This window comes from Streptosporangiales bacterium (assembly GCA_009379955.1).
Taxonomy (GTDB): Bacteria; Actinomycetota; Actinomycetes; order Streptosporangiales; family WHST01; genus WHST01.
The window spans coordinates 1-16,488 of the sequence record WHST01000007.1; the positions used below are offsets into that span (position 1 = coordinate 1).

At 71.1% G+C, this 16,488-nt stretch carries 16 protein-coding genes; 9 read left to right on the top strand and 7 right to left on the bottom strand.

The window, feature by feature from the left end:
* Positions 1-45: 45 nt before the first annotated feature.
* From GEV10_03375 to menD, 3 genes are read left to right on the top strand one after another with little or no spacing between them, the layout of a single operon-like run.
* Complete coding sequence (locus GEV10_03375) at positions 46-246, top strand: hypothetical protein (GenBank protein ID MQA77515.1); 201 nt, start codon at positions 46-48, stop codon at positions 244-246.
* Between the two features lie 48 nt (positions 247-294).
* Positions 295-1,221 carry an o-succinylbenzoate synthase gene (locus GEV10_03380; GenBank protein ID MQA77516.1) on the top strand — a complete coding sequence of 309 codons (927 nt, stop codon included), beginning with the start codon at positions 295-297 and terminating at the stop codon, positions 1,219-1,221.
* A 19-nt stretch (positions 1,222-1,240) separates the two neighbouring features.
* Positions 1,241-2,908, top strand: coding sequence for a 2-succinyl-5-enolpyruvyl-6-hydroxy-3-cyclohexene-1-carboxylic-acid synthase (menD, locus tag GEV10_03385; GenBank protein ID MQA77517.1), 1,668 nt, complete (start codon positions 1,241-1,243; stop codon positions 2,906-2,908).
* Here the strand turns inward: menD and GEV10_03390 are convergent.
* The gene (locus tag GEV10_03390; GenBank protein ID MQA77518.1) at positions 2,905-3,474 is read right to left on the bottom strand and encodes a hypothetical protein; all 570 of its coding nucleotides are present in this window, start codon (positions 3,472-3,474) and stop codon (positions 2,905-2,907) included. The genes menD and GEV10_03390 overlap by 4 nt on opposite strands.
* Before the next feature lie 69 nt (positions 3,475-3,543).
* Here GEV10_03390 and GEV10_03395 point away from each other — a divergent pair, with 69 nt between their 5' ends.
* A complete protein-coding gene (locus GEV10_03395) occupies positions 3,544-4,044 on the top strand; it encodes a methylated-DNA--[protein]-cysteine S-methyltransferase (GenBank protein ID MQA77519.1) in 501 nt (166 codons plus the stop codon).
* The gene (locus tag GEV10_03400) at positions 4,041-4,757 is read left to right on the top strand and encodes a hypothetical protein (GenBank protein MQA77520.1); all 717 of its coding nucleotides are present in this window, start codon (positions 4,041-4,043) and stop codon (positions 4,755-4,757) included. The genes GEV10_03395 and GEV10_03400 overlap by 4 nt, the downstream gene beginning before the upstream one ends.
* On the opposite strand, the gene GEV10_03405 is transcribed toward GEV10_03400, so the two are convergent.
* Both GEV10_03405 and GEV10_03410 read right to left on the bottom strand, forming a co-directional pair.
* Entirely contained in the window at positions 4,723-5,676 is a 954-nt protein-coding gene (locus GEV10_03405; GenBank protein MQA77521.1) for a TAXI family TRAP transporter solute-binding subunit, read from the bottom strand. The two genes, GEV10_03400 and GEV10_03405, sit on opposite strands and share 35 nt — an antisense overlap.
* Positions 5,677-5,720: 44 nt before the next feature.
* Complete coding sequence (locus GEV10_03410; GenBank protein ID MQA77522.1) at positions 5,721-7,802, bottom strand: TRAP transporter fused permease subunit; 2,082 nt, start codon at positions 7,800-7,802, stop codon at positions 5,721-5,723.
* A 63-nt stretch (positions 7,803-7,865) separates the two neighbouring features.
* On the opposite strand from GEV10_03410, the gene GEV10_03415 reads away from it, so the two are divergent.
* Positions 7,866-8,567 carry a demethylmenaquinone methyltransferase gene (locus GEV10_03415; GenBank protein ID MQA77523.1) on the top strand — a complete coding sequence of 234 codons (702 nt, stop codon included), beginning with the start codon at positions 7,866-7,868 and terminating at the stop codon, positions 8,565-8,567.
* On the opposite strand, the gene GEV10_03420 is transcribed toward GEV10_03415, so the two are convergent.
* Positions 8,564-9,007: a MarR family transcriptional regulator gene (locus GEV10_03420; GenBank protein ID MQA77524.1), complete on the bottom strand. Its 444-nt coding sequence runs from the start codon at positions 9,005-9,007 to the stop codon at positions 8,564-8,566. The two genes, GEV10_03415 and GEV10_03420, sit on opposite strands and share 4 nt — an antisense overlap.
* Positions 9,008-9,063: 56 nt before the next feature.
* Between GEV10_03420 and GEV10_03425 the strand changes: the two genes are divergently transcribed.
* On the top strand, positions 9,064-9,714 hold the full coding sequence (locus GEV10_03425; protein ID MQA77525.1) for a methyltransferase domain-containing protein: 651 nt from the start codon (positions 9,064-9,066) through the stop codon (positions 9,712-9,714).
* A 2-nt stretch (positions 9,715-9,716) separates the two neighbouring features.
* Here the strand turns inward: GEV10_03425 and GEV10_03430 are convergent, their stop codons facing one another.
* Together GEV10_03430 and GEV10_03435 are read right to left on the bottom strand one after the other, a co-directional pair.
* Positions 9,717-10,766 (bottom strand): Fic family protein, encoded by a 1,050-nt coding sequence (locus tag GEV10_03430; GenBank protein MQA77526.1) that lies wholly within the window; start codon positions 10,764-10,766, stop codon positions 9,717-9,719.
* Between the two features lie 91 nt (positions 10,767-10,857).
* Positions 10,858-12,363 carry a helix-turn-helix domain-containing protein gene (locus tag GEV10_03435; GenBank protein ID MQA77527.1) on the bottom strand — a complete coding sequence of 502 codons (1,506 nt, stop codon included), beginning with the start codon at positions 12,361-12,363 and terminating at the stop codon, positions 10,858-10,860.
* A 58-nt stretch (positions 12,364-12,421) separates the two neighbouring features.
* On the opposite strand from GEV10_03435, the gene aceA reads away from it, so the two are divergent.
* Together aceA and GEV10_03445 are read left to right on the top strand one after the other, a co-directional pair.
* Entirely contained in the window at positions 12,422-13,732 is a 1,311-nt protein-coding gene (aceA, locus tag GEV10_03440; protein ID MQA77528.1) for an isocitrate lyase, read from the top strand.
* A 56-nt stretch (positions 13,733-13,788) separates the two neighbouring features.
* Positions 13,789-15,420 carry a malate synthase A gene (locus tag GEV10_03445; GenBank protein ID MQA77529.1) on the top strand — a complete coding sequence of 544 codons (1,632 nt, stop codon included), beginning with the start codon at positions 13,789-13,791 and terminating at the stop codon, positions 15,418-15,420.
* Between the two features lie 323 nt (positions 15,421-15,743).
* Here GEV10_03445 and GEV10_03450 read toward each other — a convergent pair whose 3' ends face one another.
* Positions 15,744-16,481, bottom strand: a complete 738-nt coding sequence (locus GEV10_03450) for an HAD family hydrolase (GenBank protein MQA77530.1) — start codon at positions 16,479-16,481, stop codon at positions 15,744-15,746.
* Between the last annotated feature and the right edge of the window lie 7 nt (positions 16,482-16,488).

Genomic DNA, 16,488 nt, shown 5'->3' on the forward strand with positions numbered 1-16,488 from the left:
CTGGCAACACGGTGCACTCCCCAGCGGCTCGACGACGGGAGCCGTGTGACGCGAGAGTGTCACGCACGGTTCTACGAGCGGCGGCGGGTGCAACTCCCGCCGCCGACTCACCACCGGCTCAAGGACGAGAACACCGGCTGGCGACTGAAGGCCCACCCCGACGGATCCGTCACCTGGACCTCACCCGCGGGCCGCGAGTACACCGAACATCCCCACGACTACGGCGACGCTGAGGCAGGACACTAGGCTGCCGGGGTGACCCTGCCCGCCCTCCGCCATGTCTTCGCGATCCCCATGCGGGAGCGGTTCCGCGGCACCGAGGTCCGCGAGGGCGTGCTGCTGCGCGGCCCTTCGGGGTGGGCCGAGTTCTCGCCGTTCGCCGACTACACGTCCCGCGAGTGCGTGCCGTGGCTCGCCGCCGCGCGGGAGGCCGCGTTCGGCACGTGGCCGGCGGCCGTTCGCATGCATGTGCCGGTGAACTGCACCGTGCCCGCGGTCGGGCCGGAACGTGCGGCTGAGCTGGTCAAGGCGAGCAACGGGTGTACGACGGCGAAGGTCAAGGTCGCTGAGCGGGGTCAGGATGTGCGTGACGACCTGGCGAGGGTCGAGGCGGTGCGCGATGCGCTTGGTCCCGGTGGTCGGGTGCGGGTCGACGCGAACGGTGCCTGGGACGTCGACACGGCGGTCTCGATGATCCGTCGGCTCGATGCCGCTGCGGGTGGCCTGGAGTACGTCGAGCAGCCGTGCGCGGCCGTGGAGGATCTCGCGCTCGTCCGGCGGCGGGTGGACGTGCGGGTCGCGGCGGACGAGTCGATCCGGCGGGCGGCGGATCCGTACCGGGTGGCGGCGCTCGACGCCGCGGACATCGCGGTGCTCAAGGTGCAACCTGTCGGTGGGGTGGCGGCGTGCCTGCGGATCGCGGAGGACATCGGTCTGCCCGTCGTGGTGTCGAGTGCGGTGGAGACGAGCGTGGGGCTCGCGGCGGGCGTCGCGCTGGCCGCGGCGCTGCCCGAGCTGCCGTACGCGTGTGGGCTCGGCACTGTGCCATTGCTCACGCGGGATGTCGTCGATCACTCGCTGTCGCCGATCAACGGTCGGATCCGCGTGGATCGGCCGGAACCTGCCGCCGAACGGCTGACCGCGTGCCGTCCCGACGACGCGACCGTGCGACGCTGGGAGGAGAGAATGTCGGCCGTAGAGGGTGTCTTCGAGGAGTCGTGACGACAGGAGTGTGCCGCCGGTGAATCCGTCGAGCGCGTTCGGACGCGTGTTCGTGGACGAGCTCGTTCGTGGTGGTGTCCGTGAGGCCGTGCTGTCGCCCGGTTCCCGCTCCGCGCCGCTGGCCCTCGTACTCGCCGGGGACGACCGCGTCCGGCTGCACGTGCGGTACGACGAGCGGTCGGCGGCGTACCTCGCGCTCGGTCTGGCGAAGGTGTCGCGGCGTCCCGTCCCGGTGCTGTGCACGTCGGGGACGGCGGTGGCGTCGCTGCACCCGGCGATGCGGGAGGCGTCGCACGCCCGCGTGCCGCTCGTCGCGCTTACCGCGGACCGGCCGCCCGAGATGCAGGCGACGGGCGCCAACCAGACGACCGACCAGGTCGGGATCTTCGGCTCGGCGGCGCGCTGGGCGTTCGACATCGGCGTGCCCGAGCGGCGTGCCGGGGCGGTCGCGCACTGGCGGTCGGTCGCCGCGCGGGTCTGCGCCGTCGCGGTCGACCCGGCGAACGCCGGGCCCGTGCACGTCAACCTGCCGTTGCGCGAGCCGCTCGTGCCCGACGGCGACGACGACTGGATCGAGCCGCTCGACGGGCGTCCGGCCGGCGCGCCGTGGGTGGTCGTCGAGCACCCACGAGCGTCGGCGAGCGTGCTCGCCGACGCTCCGGAACGCGGGGCCGTCGTCGTCGGCGAGGGCTGCGTCGCCCCCGCCGCCGCGGCCCGGCTCGCCGCCGACCTCGCGTGGCCACTGCTGTCCGAGCCGACCGGCGACGCGCGCGTGGGGGCCGAGGCGATCGGCACGTTCCCGCTGCTGCTCGCCGACGACGGCTTCGCCGCCGCGCACCGACCCGACATGATCGTCGTCGTGGGTGCGCCCGGCCTGAGCCGCAGCGTGCTCGCCTGGCTGCGCACGGCGCTCGACCACGTCGTGGTCGAGCCGGTGGCCGGCTTCGCCGACCCGACGCGCACGGCCACGCGCGTGCTGCCCGCGGTGCCCGTGGCCGCGGCACCGAGGCGTACGACGGCATGGCTGCGCTCGTGGCACGACGCCGACGCGGCGGCGCGAGCGGCGGTCGACGCCGTGCTCGACGAGACCGAGGAGCTCGCGGAGCCGCGGGTGGCGCGCGAGCTGATGGCCGCGATGCCCGAAGGCGCGCTGCTGTTCGCGGGCTCGAGCAGGCCGGGACGCGACATCGAGGCGTACGCGATCCCCCGCGCGGGCGTCCGGGTGGTAGGCAACCGCGGCCTCGCCGGCATCGACGGGTCCGTCTCGTCCGCCCTCGGCGCCGCGCTCGCCCACCAGCGCGAGGGCGGCGGTCACGCGTACGCCCTGATCGGCGACCTGGCCCTGCTGCACGACGTGAACGGGTTCGCCGTGCCCCTCGGCGAGCGTAGACCCGACCTCACCCTGGTCGTCGTCGACAACGACGGCGGCGGGATCTTCTCGATGCTCGAGCAGGAGGGCCAGCCCGGGTTCGAGCGGGTCTTCGGCACCCCTCACGACCTCGACCTGGCTTCGGTGCTCGCGGCGTACGGCGTCGCGGCCTCCGACGTCGCCAAGGCCGACGACCTGCGCACCGCGCTCGAGCCCGGTCGCGGCCTGCGCGCCGTGATCGTCCGCACCGACCGGGTGGAGAACGCCGCCGTGCACACCCGCCTCCAGACGTCGGTGACGGCGGCCCTCGCCGTCTAGGCCTGCGCGTCCCTCGCGCGGTCGTGCGCGAGCTTGCCGGCGACGGCGAGCAGGAGGGCCGTCAGTGCCATGAGTGCGACGAAGGTCGGCAGGGCCGCGTGGGCCTCCAGGCCCTCGTGTCCCAGGTAGCCGTCGGGCACCTCGACGAGCCGGTTCCAGACGGCGGCCACACCGGCGAGCACCGCAAGGATCGCCGCGGTGACGGAGGCGCTCGTCTGGAAGGAGAACACCGCGGCGGCCAGCGCGGGAAGAAGGAGAACCACGGCGCCGATCAGTACGACGCTGGGGGCCTCGTGGAACTTGAAGTCGTTCAGCGTCCAGGCGGTGAACTCGCCGTAGCTGCCCGGACCCGTGCCCCCGTCATCGTCCTGGTAGCTCAGCCACGGCAGCGCCATGGTGACCACGGCGGCGACGTAGCACGCGGCGGCGACCGCACGGCACAGCACGGCGTTGTGCGAGGCGACGTCCGGGCCGTGCAACCGCAGCACGTCCAGGGCCTCCTCCCTGGCGACCCGGCGCAGCGCGCGCGTCTCGTCGGTCCGCTGTCGTGGGTCGTCGGCTGCCATGCAGGTCCTCCGGTCGTCTCACCACCGGTGAGGTGGGCACCGGAGAGGCTACCGGGGGAGGATGGGCGGATGAGCGAATCGCAGGTGTCGGCCGTCTTCGTGTCTCCCGTCGGCAAGCTCGGCGTCACGGTCGACGATGCCGGCGTACGGCTGATCGACTTCCTCGGCCACCGGTCGGGGGCGCCGGTCGACGGCGAGATCGCCCACCCGTTGCTGCGTGACGTGCGCGACCAGCTCGCCGCGTACTTCGCCGAGGAGCTCACCGCGTTCGACCTGCCGCTGGCGATGCGCGGCTCGCCGTTCCAGCTGCGGGTGTGGGAGGCGCTGGTCGAGGTGCCGTACGGCTACACCTGGACGTACAAGGAGCTCGCGGAGCGCGTGGGCGGGTCGGCGAACCCGCGGTCGGTCGGCGGGGCGAACGGGCAGAACCCCGTGCCGATCGTGGTGCCGTGCCATCGGGTCGTCGGCGCGAACGGCACCCTCGTCGGGTACGGCGGCGGGCTCGACAACAAGCGGCACCTGCTCGAGCTCGAGGCGCGGGTGCGCATCGCGCACGAGTTCGCGCCGTGACGGCGGATCCGGCGCCGCCCGAGGTGCTCAGGCGCGCGGCGGGAGTGGCGGGCGGGGAGGTCGTCCTGCGGGTGCGCGGTGACGTCCACGAGCTCGTCGTCGACGGGGTGTTCGCGATGGACACCGTCGACACGTCCACCGAACGGCTGCTCGCGTCGGCGGCACTCGCCCGGCTCGACGGCACCGGCCTGCACGTGGTCGTCGGCGGACTCGGCCTCGGCTTCACCCTGCGCGCCCTGCTCGGAGAGGCGCGCGTCGCCCGCGTCGACGTCGTCGAGCTGGAGCCGGCACTCGTCGAGTGGCTGCGCGACGGCGTCGTGCCCGGTGCCGAGCGGGCGCTCGCCGACCCGCGGGTCCGTGTCCACGCCGGCGACGTCCGCGAGGTGGTGCCCACCCTGCCGCCCGGAGCGGTCGACGCCGTGCTGCTCGACGTCGACAACGGTCTCTCGTTCCTCGTGCACGGCGCCAACGCCTCGGTGTACGAGGAGCGCTTCCTGCGCACCTGCCTCGACCGGCTGCGACCGGGCGGCGTGCTCGCCGTCTGGTCGTCCGACGCGGAGCCCGCCCTGCACACCCGCCTGGCCGCGCTGGCCGGCGGGTGCGAGGAGCAGGAGCTCACCGTCGAGCGCGAGGGCAGGACCTTCGCCTACGCCCTCTACGTCGCGCGGGCCGCCGCCGCTACTTCGGCGCCTTCAGCTCGTCGAGCGCCTTGACCGCTCCGGGGTGTAGCTCGACGGGCGCGGTCTTGCGCGCGTTGTCGAGCGTGATCTGCTTCGCGGACGGGTGCACCTTCGCCAGGTCGGCGTTCTTGTCGAAGACCAGCTTGGTGATGGCGCAGGCGTTGGCCTCGGCGAAGTCGTCCTTCACGAGCAGCACGTTGGGCACGTTGATCGTCGGGACGTCCTCGTCGGTCTTGTAGGTGGCCTTCGGGATCGTCGCCTCCTCGTACGTCGTGCTGATCTCCTGCATCTTCGGCAGCTGCGGCGTGACGTCGACGAACTTCACCTTGTCGCCCTGCGACGTGACGAGGTCGGTGATGGCGGGTGTCGGCAGACCGCCGGACCAGAACAGGCCGTCGATCGAGCCGTCCTTCATGCCGTCGACCGTCTTCGTGAGGTCGAGCCGCTGCGCCTTGACGTCCTTCGCGGGGTCGAGCCCTGCCTGCTCGAGCAGGCGGTTCGCGATCACCTCGGTGCCAGACTTCGGCGAGCCGGTGGAGATCGTCTTGCCCTTCATGTCCTCGAGGGAGTCGATGCCGGCGTTCGCGTTGACGACGACGTGGGTGGTGTTGGGGTACAACCGGGTCAGTGCCCTGATCGGCTGCGGCCCGTCGAACGACTCCTTGCCCTCGACCGCGTCGGCCGCGGTGTCGGCCAGCGAGAACGCGACGTCGTACGTGCCGGACACGAGCTGCTCGATGTTCTGCACCGAGGCGCCGGTCTCGGCCGCTGTCGCGCGCAGCTCGGTGTTCTTGCTGATGACCTGGGCGAGACCGCCGCCGAGCACGTAGTAGACGCCGGTGGAGTTGCCGGTGGCGATGGTGATGGAGCCCTTGCCGGCCACGCAGGCATCGCCGCCGCCCCCCGCGGTGGGTTCGCGTTTGCCTCCGCACCCGGCGACCGTGACCGCCATGGCGACGGCGAGTGCCGGTGCGAGCAGTTTGATGAGCGATTTCCTCACGACGACGTCCTCTCAGCAACGAGACGGTGACGGAATCTTCGCACGAGGTGGACGAGGACCGCAGCCGCCACGAACCCGAAGCCGATGCCGATCGTGAGCGGCTGGAGGTAGAGCAGCAGCACGGCCCCAGGGATGCACAGGATGCGTTCGAGCCACGACGCAGGCCCGACGATCCATCCGCCCGTGACGATCGCCAGCGCTGCCACGGCACACGCCGCGACGAGCGTCGTCCAGAGCACGCCGAGCAGCGAGCCCTGGAACAGCAGGTGCGCCCCGTTGTCGGTGAGGACGAACGCCAGCGGGACGAGGAACGCGGGAAGGCTGTACTTGCAGGCCTGCCAGATCGTCTGCATCACCCGGCCGCCGGTGATGGCGGACGCCGCGACCGCGGCGAGCGCGGTCGGCGGCGAGACCTCGGACAGCACGGCGTAGTAGAAGATGAACATCGCGACCTCGGGCGGCGCGACGTTCAAGTCGAGGAGTGCCGGGCCGATGACGACCCAGCTGATGATGAACGACGCGGTCACGGGCACGGCGAGACCGAGCACGCCGACCGCGATCGCCGCCACGAGCGCGGTGAGGATCAGCACGCCGGTCGGGTCGTCGGTGATCGCGCGTGCGACGGAGACGAGCAGGTCGCTCAGCTCCTGCCCCAGGCCGGTCTTGGTGATGACCGACGTGATGATGCCGGCCGCCGCGCAGACCGCGACCACCGCGAGCACCGAGCGGACACCGGCGGACAGTGCCGTGTACAGGCCCTTGACGAAGCCGGTGAGCGAGGCGCCGAGTGGCAGCCGTTCGGCGTGCGGGTCGCGCGGGTCGCGGCGTGCGATGACGCGCTCGGCGAGGCCGAACAGGAGTGCCACGCCCGTCGCGTAGACGACGGCGCGGAACGGCGGGATGTCGAGCGCGAGGAACACGACGATGATGGCGAGGGAGAGGAAGTGGTAACCGAAGCGCAGCAACAGCTTGAGCGCACTCGCGGACGTCACGTCGACGGCCTTGGCGCCGAACCTGCGGGCGTCGATCTCGACGGCGAGGACGATGCCGACGTAGTAGAGCAGGGTGGGCACGATCGCCCAGATGAGGACGTGGAGGTACGACGTCTGCAGGTACTCGGCGATGATGAACGCGGCGGCGCCGAGGGTGGGCGGGGAGAGGATCGCGCCGATGCCGGACGCCGCGAGCATGCCGCCGGCGTTCTCGCGCGGGTAGCCCGCGCGCTTGAGGATCGGCCAGGTCACCGACCCGAGACTGACCGCCGTGGCGGTGCCCGAGCCCGAGACCGTGCCGAGCAGGAAGCCCGAGAGCGCGACCGTACGTCCGGGCGCGGACCGTGACCTGCGGAAGGCGGCGAAGCTGAAGTCGATGAAGAAGCGTCCCGCGCCGGACATGTCGAGCACGGCGCCGTAGATGGTGAAGAGGACGATGTAGCTCGCCGCGACGTCGAGTGGCGTGCCGTAGAACCCGCTCTGGTCGTTGTAGAGCGCGTTGACGATCTGGTCGATGTCGATGCCGGCGTGCGCGATCGGCAGCGACTGCGGCAGGTAGCCGCCGTAGTAGGCGTAGAGGAAGAACGCGACACAGACCCCGGGCAGGATCCACCCCGTCGTACGTCGGCAGGCCTCGAGTACCAGGAGCAGGAGCAGGCCGCCCATGACGACGTCGAGCGGGGTGAGCGAGCCCTGCCGGTCGAGGAATGCGTCGAACCCACCTCCGCCGGCGGCGCCGAACGACACCGGGAGGACGGGGTAGAGGCACGTCACCAGCGTCACCGCCGCGAGCACCCAGTCGAGCACGCCGGGGTTGTCGCCGGTGCCGCGGCGCTTGCCCGTCATCCGGTAGCAGACGAACACGATCGGCAGCACGAACGCGAGGAACAGCATCAGGTAGAACTGGTTGCCGCTGCGCAACGGCAAGAAGACCTGGACGACCACGAAGAGCGACACCGCGAAGCACGCGACCGTGACGGCGATCGCGACCGGTCCGGTCAGATGGCGTGAGGGACGTTCCTCGTCGTGCTGCTCGGCGATCGCGGTGACGTCGGGGCCGTCCTCGTCCTTGGTCGCCGTGGCCATAGGGCGGGACGCTACTGGCATACCCCTGGATCCGGGAAGTGGCGTGCGCGGGAGACTGGCCGCATGACACGTGCCGACCTGAGCAAGCGGCCCGACGAGGTCGCGGCAATGTTCGACCAGGTCGCCGCGCGCTACGACGTCACCAACCTCGTCATGACGCTCGGCCAGGACCGTCTGCTCTGGCGTCCCGCGGTCGTCCGTGCCGTCGACGCGCGGAGCGGTGACCGGGTGCTCGACCTCGCCGCAGGCACGGGGCCGTCGACGGTGCCGCTGGCCGCGCGCGGCGCGACGGTCGTGGCGTGCGACTTCTCCACCGGCATGCTGCGCGTGGGCAGGCAGCGGCACCCCGAGGTGTCGTTCGTCGCGGGTGACGCCATGCGGCTGCCGTTCGCCGACCGGTCGTTCGACGCGGTGACGATCTCGTTCGGCCTGCGCAACGTCGCCGACCCGCGGGCGGCGCTCGCCGAGATGCTACGGGTGACCAGGCCGGGCGGCAGGGTCGTGGTGTGCGAGGTGTCCACGCCGACGTGGACGCCGTTCCGCCGCGCGTACGAGGTGTTCCTCGGCCGCGTGCTCCCCGCCGCGGGCCGGGTGGTGTCGAGCGACCCGGTGGCGTACGACTACCTGGTCGAGTCGATCCGCGACTGGCCCGACCAGCCGACGCTGGCGCGGGTGCTGCAGGCGGCGGGCTGGGAGCGGGTCGCCTGGCGCGACCTGAGCGGCGGTGCCGTCGCGCTGCACCGCGGCTTCCGCCCGGCCGCCTAGGACACCTCGTCCTGCCGGATCGCGCGGACGAACGCCGGCAGGCCGGTCAGCAGGGCGGTGCGCTCGGCGCGGGTCATGCGGGCGATCCAGCGTTCGAAGCTCTCGTGGAAGCCGCCCGCCATCTCGCGGTGCATCGCGCGGCCACGGTCGGTCAGTCGCAGCCGGTGGGTCCGCCGGTTGGCCGGGTCGCGTTCCCGGACGAGGAGGCCCTTGCCCTCCATCACCGCCACGAGCCGGCTCACGCTGCTCTTCTCCAACCGCAGGCGTTCGGCCAGCTCGCGCTGCGACAGCGGCACATCGGTGTCGAGCTCGTGCAGGGCGAACGTCTGGGAGAGGGTGAGCGGCAGCCCGGGCATCGTCTGGTCGGGGTGGAGCAGCCCGGCCATCCGGATCATGTCCATGAAGACGCCGTGCAGCCGCTCCGACTCGGTGCGGTCCACCGCCACCTCCAGGGTCCATCAATAGTTGCAAGTGACAACTGTGCGACGTAGTGTCGATGACAGTTGCACCTTACAACTCTGGAGTGAGTCCGATGCAGGCATCTACCCACCACCACCATCAGACCCGCGTCCTGCCGAAGGTCTTCGCCGGCCACAGCACCCGGGTGTACGACCTCTTGGCCCGCCGCCTGCTGCGCGGGTTCTACCGGCGGATCGCGGAGGACGTCGCCGACGCGGCGCCCGACGGCGGCGCGGTGCTCGACGTCGGCACGGGGCCGGGCGTACTCCTCACCGAGATCGCCCGCCGGCGTGCCGACGTCAGGCTCACCGGGATCGACCTGTCCGCCGACATGGTCGCGACGGCGCAGCGCAACGTCGCCGAGCTTGGCGAGCGGGTGTCCGCCCAGGTGGCCGACGTGGCCGGCCTGCCGTTCCCCGACGACGCGTTCGATCTCGTCGTCACGTCGCTCAGCCTGCACCACTGGGACGACGTCGAGAGTGCCGTCGCCGAGCTCGCCCGCGTCCTGCGACCGGGCGGCCGCCTGTACGTCTACGACTTCCCGGCCGCGCCGTTCAGCGACGTCGTCGCGACGGCGGACGCACGTGGACTGTTCACCGGGGGAGCCTCGCGCCGCACGACCATCAGGACCGGCGTGCTCTTCCCGCGTCGCTGCGTCAGGCACGTCATGTACGCCGCCGGCGGGTGACGTCAGCGGTGCCGTTCCCATGCGGCGCCACGTCCGACGCCGTCGACGGAGACGAGTCCGGCGCGACGCAGGTCGTCCAGGGCGATCCGTATCGTCTGGTCGCTGACTACGGGTAGCGCGGTACGGACGTCGGCTATGCGGAATCGGGCCGGGGCGTGCCGTAGTACGTAGTCGCGCACGCGGTCCTGCTTCGTCCCGCCGGAGCGTGCGGCAGCGGCGCGATCCCCGAAGCGCTCGTAGGCCCCCGCCAGGATCGTCGTCAGGTAGCCGAGCCAGGGCCACGGATCCGACTCGCCGGCGTGCCAGCCATGCGTGGATCGGAGCAGTGTCTCGTAGTACTCGTCGGCTCTGTCGGCAATGCTCTCCTCCAGGCTCACGTAGCGCCCCACCGAGTAGCCGGCATCGAAGAGCAGTGCCGTCGTGACGGCGCGGGTGACCCGGCCGTTGCCGTCCTCGAAGGGGTGGACGACCAGGAGGTCGAGGGCGAACAGCCCGATCACCAGCACGGGATGGTGCCGGCCTGCCCGGTATGCGACATCGAATCGCTCGACGAGCTCGGCGACGTAGAACTCCGTCTCGGCAGCGGCGACCGGACGGAACCGGGTCGTGACGCGACCGTCCGCCGCGCAGTCCACGACCAGGTTGTCGTGCGCCTTGAAGCGTCCTCCAGTGGCGGACGCATGGGCGAAGAGCATGCGATGGACGTGGAGCAGGAGGCCGGCGTTCAGCGGTTTCCAGTTCTCGCGGAAGAGGTAGTCCTGGGCGTCGCGGTAGCCGGCGAGCTCCTGCTCGCTCCGGGTGCGCAGGACGTCGGCCCGCCCGGAGATGATCCGCTCGGCGCGGGCGGGTGAGTCGATGACGACACCCTCGATCGCCGACGACGCGGTGATCGAGGCGATGCGGGCGCGGTCGGCCAGGCTGGTGAGGAGACCCGGGAGCTGCTCCCGGTAGAGCAGCTCCGACCCGCGGCCATGGTCGATCGCGCTCAGGTTGAGTACGACCGCCGCCGGCACCGAACCGAGGATGCCGTCGAGGTCGATGAAGCTCCGCACCGAAACCTCCCGACGAACGACCTAAACACCATAAGATGGTGTGATCTTACTAGGTTTGTGTCGTTCGTTGAGAGATTTCGGAGAGCGCCACCTACGGGGAGTGGCGCTGCAGGAAGGAGTAGACCTCGGTGTCGTCGACGCCGGGGAAGGTGCCGGGGGGCAGCGCCGCCAGCAGGTGGGAGTGGGCGCGGGCGCTCGGCCAGGCGTAGCCGGACCAGCGCTCCGCCAGCTCGCGCGGTGCCGCGCGGCAGCACGTCTGGTCGGGGCAGCCGGACTCGGCGCGCTCGGTGGTGTCGCGGCCGCGGAACCACTTCGAGTGCACGTACGGCACGCCGACCGTGATGGAGAACTCGCCCTCGGCCGCCGGCTCGGTGCGCGCCGTGCACCAGTAGGTGCCACGCGGGTTGTCGGTGTACTGGTAGTACGACGCGAACTTGTCCTGCACGCCGAACACCACCCGCGACGCCCAGTTGCGGCAGGCGAGCTGCCCCTCGACCGCACCCGTCGGGTCGGTGGGGAAGTTGACACCGTCGTTCTCGTACGCCTTGTAGAGCGTGCCGTTCTCGTGTACCCGCATGAAGTGCACAGGGATGGCGAGGTGGTGGGTGGCGAGGTTGGTGAACCGGTGCGCAGCGGTCTCGTACGACACGGCGAACACGTCGCGGAGGTCCTGGACGGCGAGGTTGCGCTCCCCCTTGGCGCGGGTGAGGAAGTCGACGGCCTGCCGCTCGGGCACGAGCAGCGCCGCGGCGAGGTAGTTGGTCTCGACGCGCTGGCTGAGGAAGTCGGCGAAGCTCTCGGGGTCGGTGTGCTTCAGCACGACCGAGCCGAGCGCCTGGAGGACGACGCCGCGCGGGTCGTGCCCGCCGGCGGTCTGGGTCTGCGGCAGGTAGATGCGCCGGTGTCGCTGGTCGATCACCGATCTGGTCGAGTGCGGCAGGTCGCGGACGTGGTGCAGCGTGTAGCCCAGGTGACCGGCGAGATCGGAGATCACGTGGTGCGACAGCGGGCCGCCGCTGTAGCCGACCGCGTCGAGGAGCGTGGCGGCCGCCTGCTCGATGTCGGCGTAGTAGTTCTCGCGTGACCGCATCCGCTCGCGCAGCTCGGTGTTGGCCCTGCGCGCCTCCTCCGGCGTCGCCGCCTGCTCGTGCACCCGCCGTTCGAGCTCGGCCTGCAGGCCCGCGAGCGCCTCGAGCACCTCGGACGGCAGCCGCTTGCCGACCTTGACCCGGGGGAGCTGCAGCGAGGCGTAGAGCGGACCGCGCTGCGCGCGCTCGACGGCGATCTCGAGCGCGGCCCTGCGGTTCGGCGGCGCCGTGCCGAGCAGCTCGCCCATCGGCACGTCGAGGGCGTCCGCGAGCTGCTGCAGCAGCGACAGCCGCGGCTCGCGCCGGCCGTTCTCGACGAGGGACAGCTGGGACGGCGCGCGGCCGACGACCGCGCCGAGCTCGGCGAGCGTCAGGCCCTTGCGCTGCCGCAGGTGCCTGAGTCGCTGGCCCAGGGTGAGGACGTCGACGGCGGGTTGCTCCGGAGACATGGATTCACCATACGGAAACTTCTGCACTTCTTCTACCGCGAATGCGTTGAAGTGGATCATGCTTTGCGAACAGAGTCATAGGTATCCCGTCCGAACGACGACTTTCGGGGAGAGACCGATGACGACCGACACCAGCACCGCCCGTACCGACTCGAAGCTCGTGCAGGCGGCACAGCGCCTGGCCCGCTCCTGGGACGCGGACCCCCGGTGGGCCGACGTGGAGCGTACGTACACGGCGCAGGACGTCATCAGGCTGCGCGGCCGCGTGGTCGAGGAGTACACCCTCGCCAGGCGCGGCGCCGACCGGCTGTGGGACCTGCTGCACAGCGAGGACTACGTCCACGCGCTCGGCGCCCTCACCGGCAACCAGGCGGTGCAGATGGTCCGCGCCGGGCTCAAGGCGATCTACCTGTCCGGCTGGCAGGTGGCGGCGGACGCCAACCTCGCCGGGCAGACCTACCCGGACCAGAGCCTGTACCCGGCGAACTCGGTGCCGGCCGTCGTGCGCAGGATCAACAACGCGCTGCTGCGTGCCGACCAGATCGACTACGCCGAGAACCCCGCCGGCGACGCCGAGTGGCTGGCGCCGATCGTCGCCGACGCCGAGGCCGGCTTCGGCGGGCCGCTGAACGCGTTCGAGCTGATGCGCGGCATGATCGCCGCCGGCGCCGCGGGCGTCCACTTCGAGGACCAGCTCGCGTCGGAGAAGAAGTGCGGCCACATGGGCGGCAAGGTGCTCGTGCCGACGTCGCAGCACGTGCGGACGCTCAACGCGGCGCGTCTCGCCGCGGACGTCTGCGGCGTGCCGAGCCTCGTGATCGCCCGTACCGACGCGCTCGCCGCGAACCTGATCACCACGGACGTCGACGAGCGCGACCAGCCGTTCCTCACCGGGGAGCGCACGGCCGAGGGCTTCTACCGCGTGCACGGCGGCGTCGAGCCGGTCATCGCGCGGTGCCTGGAGTACTCCAAGTACGCGGACATGCTCTGGGTCGAGACGGGCACGCCCGACCTCGAGTTCGCTCGCAAGGTCGCCGACGCCGTGCACGAGAGGTTCCCGAACCAGCTGCTGGCGTACAACTGCTCGCCGTCGTTCAACTGGCGCAAGCACATCGATGACGACACCATCGCGCGGTTCCAGCGTGAGCTCGGCGCGATGGGCTACAAGTTCCAGTTCATCACCCTGGCCGGCTTCCACGCCCTCAACCACTCGACCTACGAGCTGGCGCGCGGCTACGCGGCCGAGGGCATGCCCGCGTACGTGCGCCTGCAGGAGGCCGAGTTCGCCGCGGCCGAGGACGGCTACACGGCGGTGAAGCACCAGCGTGAGGTGGGCACGGGCTACTTCGACCAGGTGAGCACCGCGATCAACCCGGACTCCGGCACGCTGGCGCTGCGCGGGTCGACGGAGGAGGAGCAGTTCTCATGAGGACCGCGACGGTGAATGATGGCCCTGGCACGTTCACGTTCGGCCAGGGAGGTCTGATGCCAGGAAGCGCAACGATCGACGTCGTGGGTCCGAGTGGCGAGAGGTACGGCGAGATCCTCACGCCCGAGGCGCTGGACTTCGTCGCTCGGCTGCACGGGGCGTTCGCCGAGCGCAGGCACGAGCTGCTGACCGCGCGCGGCGAGCGCAGGCGGCTCATCGCGTCCGGCGTCGACCTCGACTTCCGCGACGACACCAGGTCGATCCGTGAGGACATGACCTGGCGAGTGGCGCCGCCGTCGCCCGGGCTGGTCGACCGCCGGGTCGAGATCACCGGGCCGACCGACAAGAAGATGACCGTGAACGCCCTCAACTCGGGCGCGAAGGTCTGGCTCGCCGACCTCGAGGACGCCAACAGCCCGACGTGGTCGAACATGGTCGAGGGTCACCTCAACCTCGCCGACGCCCTCGACCGCAGGATCGACTTCGCGACTCCCGACGGCAAGGAGTACCGGCTGGGTGACGAGCGGGACCTCGCGACGATCGTCGTGCGGCCGCGCGGCTGGCACCTCACCGAGAAGCACCTGCTCGTCGGCGGTGAGCCGGTCTCCGCGAGCCTGGTCGACTTCGGCCTCTACTTCTTCCACTGCGCGCAGCGCCAGCTCGACCGCGGCCAGGGACCGTACTTCTACCTGGCGAAGCTGGAGAGTCACGAGGAGGCGCGGCTCTGGAACGACGTGTTCGTCCTCGCGCAGGAGCTGCTCGGCCTGCCCCGCGGCACTATCCGCGCAACGGTGCTCATCGAGACGATCACCGCGGCGTTCGAGATGGAGGAGATCCTGTACGAGCTGCGCGAGCACTCGGCCGGACTCAACGCCGGACGCTGGGACTACATCTTCAGCATCATCAAGAACTTCCGCACCCGCGGTCCGGACTTCGTCCTGCCCGACCGTGCGGCCGTCACGATGACGGTGCCGTTCATGCGCGCGTACACCGAGCTGCTGGTGAAGACCTGCCACCGGAGGTCCGCGCACGCCATCGGCGGCATGTCGGCGTTCATCCCGAGCAGGCGTGACGCCGAGGTCAACGAGAAGGCGTTCACCCAGGTGCGCGCCGACAAGGAGCGCGAGGCGGGCGACGGGTTCGACGGGTCCTGGGTCGCGCACCCCGACCTCGTGCCGCTCGTCAAGGAGATCTTCGACGGCGTGCTCGGCGAGAAGGAGAATCAGGTCGACCGGCTGCGCGAGGAGGTCAAGGTGTCGGCCGCGCAGCTGCGCGACATCAAGTCGACGCCGGGATCGGTGACGGAGCAGGGGCTGCGCGCCAACGTCGGTGTCGGGCTCGCGTACATCGAGTCGTGGCTGCGCGGGGTCGGGGCCGCCGCGATCAACAACCTGATGGAGGACGCCGCGACCGCGGAGATCTCCCGTTCGCAGGTGTGGCAGTGGATCCAGCAGGGCACGCCGCTCGCCGAGGGAGGCACGGTCACCCGCGACCTCGTCGTCCGCATCCTGGACGACGAGGAGGAGACGCGCACGAAGGCCGCGGGGCCCGCCAACCGCTTCGCCGACGCGCGCCGGCTCTTCGAGGAGGTCGCGCTGGGCGAGGAGTACCCGACGTTCCTCACGATCCCCGGCTATGCCAAGTACCTCGTCGACAGCCAGGCCCGCCGCGCCCACCGCCCCCGATGAGTTGTCAGTCATCCATCGCCGCTGGTACGGCGGTCCCGGGCGGGTGACAAGGGTGGACTCGGTCGTGGTGTCGGTCGCCTCGCGGCCGCAACACGTGAACGGCACCCTCACCGTGCCGGGGCATGGTGAGGGTGCCGTTCACGGGTGCACGCCGAGGGTCATCGGCGGAGCTTCACCTCACCGACATGGACTTCACCTCGTCCCGGCACGAGGTGAAGTCCACGTTGATCACGTGCACGTGATCAAACGGTGCGGGCGGCGAGCCTATTGACGATTCAGACCCTTCAGCGGGCCATGACCCGCTGAGGGTCTGACAACTCTGGTCAGCCGGTCGCCTCGCGCAATCGCTCGTACAGCGGCATGCACGCCGCGGCCACCCTCGCCAGCTCGCCGGACAGCCGCACCTCGCGGGGACGGTACGGGGCGAAGCCGGTCGACCGCTCGACCGCGGCGTACCAGTGCGGTGCCCAGATGCCGTCGCTCTCCCGGCGACCGGAAGGCCAGCGCAGCATGCGGTCGCTGAATTCGACGCCCACGTACGCACACAGCGCGCGCAGGTGCCGTTCCGGGTCGCGCAGGAAGTCGGCCGCGTCGATGACGGGTGGCGGAGTGTCCTCGGCGGCGAGCTCGTCGTAGAGCGCCACCTGTTGCGGGAGCCCGATGTCGTCGGGCGTGACACTCGCTCTCGCCTTCGTGTACGAGGCGACCACCTCGCGCGGGTCGCGGATGAGGAGCACGTTGGTGAGCCGCCTGATCCACGAGCGGTCGACCTCCGGCAGCAGGTGGCCGTTCATGTGCTTCTGGTAGAAGACCGCGGTGCCCGCGGGCACGCTACCGAGCAACGTCTCCACCACGCGACGCCAGTCGGTCTCGCCCGCCGCCACGATCTCGTCGCGTGCCGGGTGGTCGAGGCGTGTCGTCGCGAGGTAGTACGCGTACAACGGCTCGTCCACGACCACGGTGTCGGCGCGGTTCTCCCAGGACCGCATCAGAGCGGTCGAGATGTTGCGCGGTCCCGACCAGACGGCCAGGCGTACGGGGTCGTCGCTCACGGGGGCCATCCTGCCC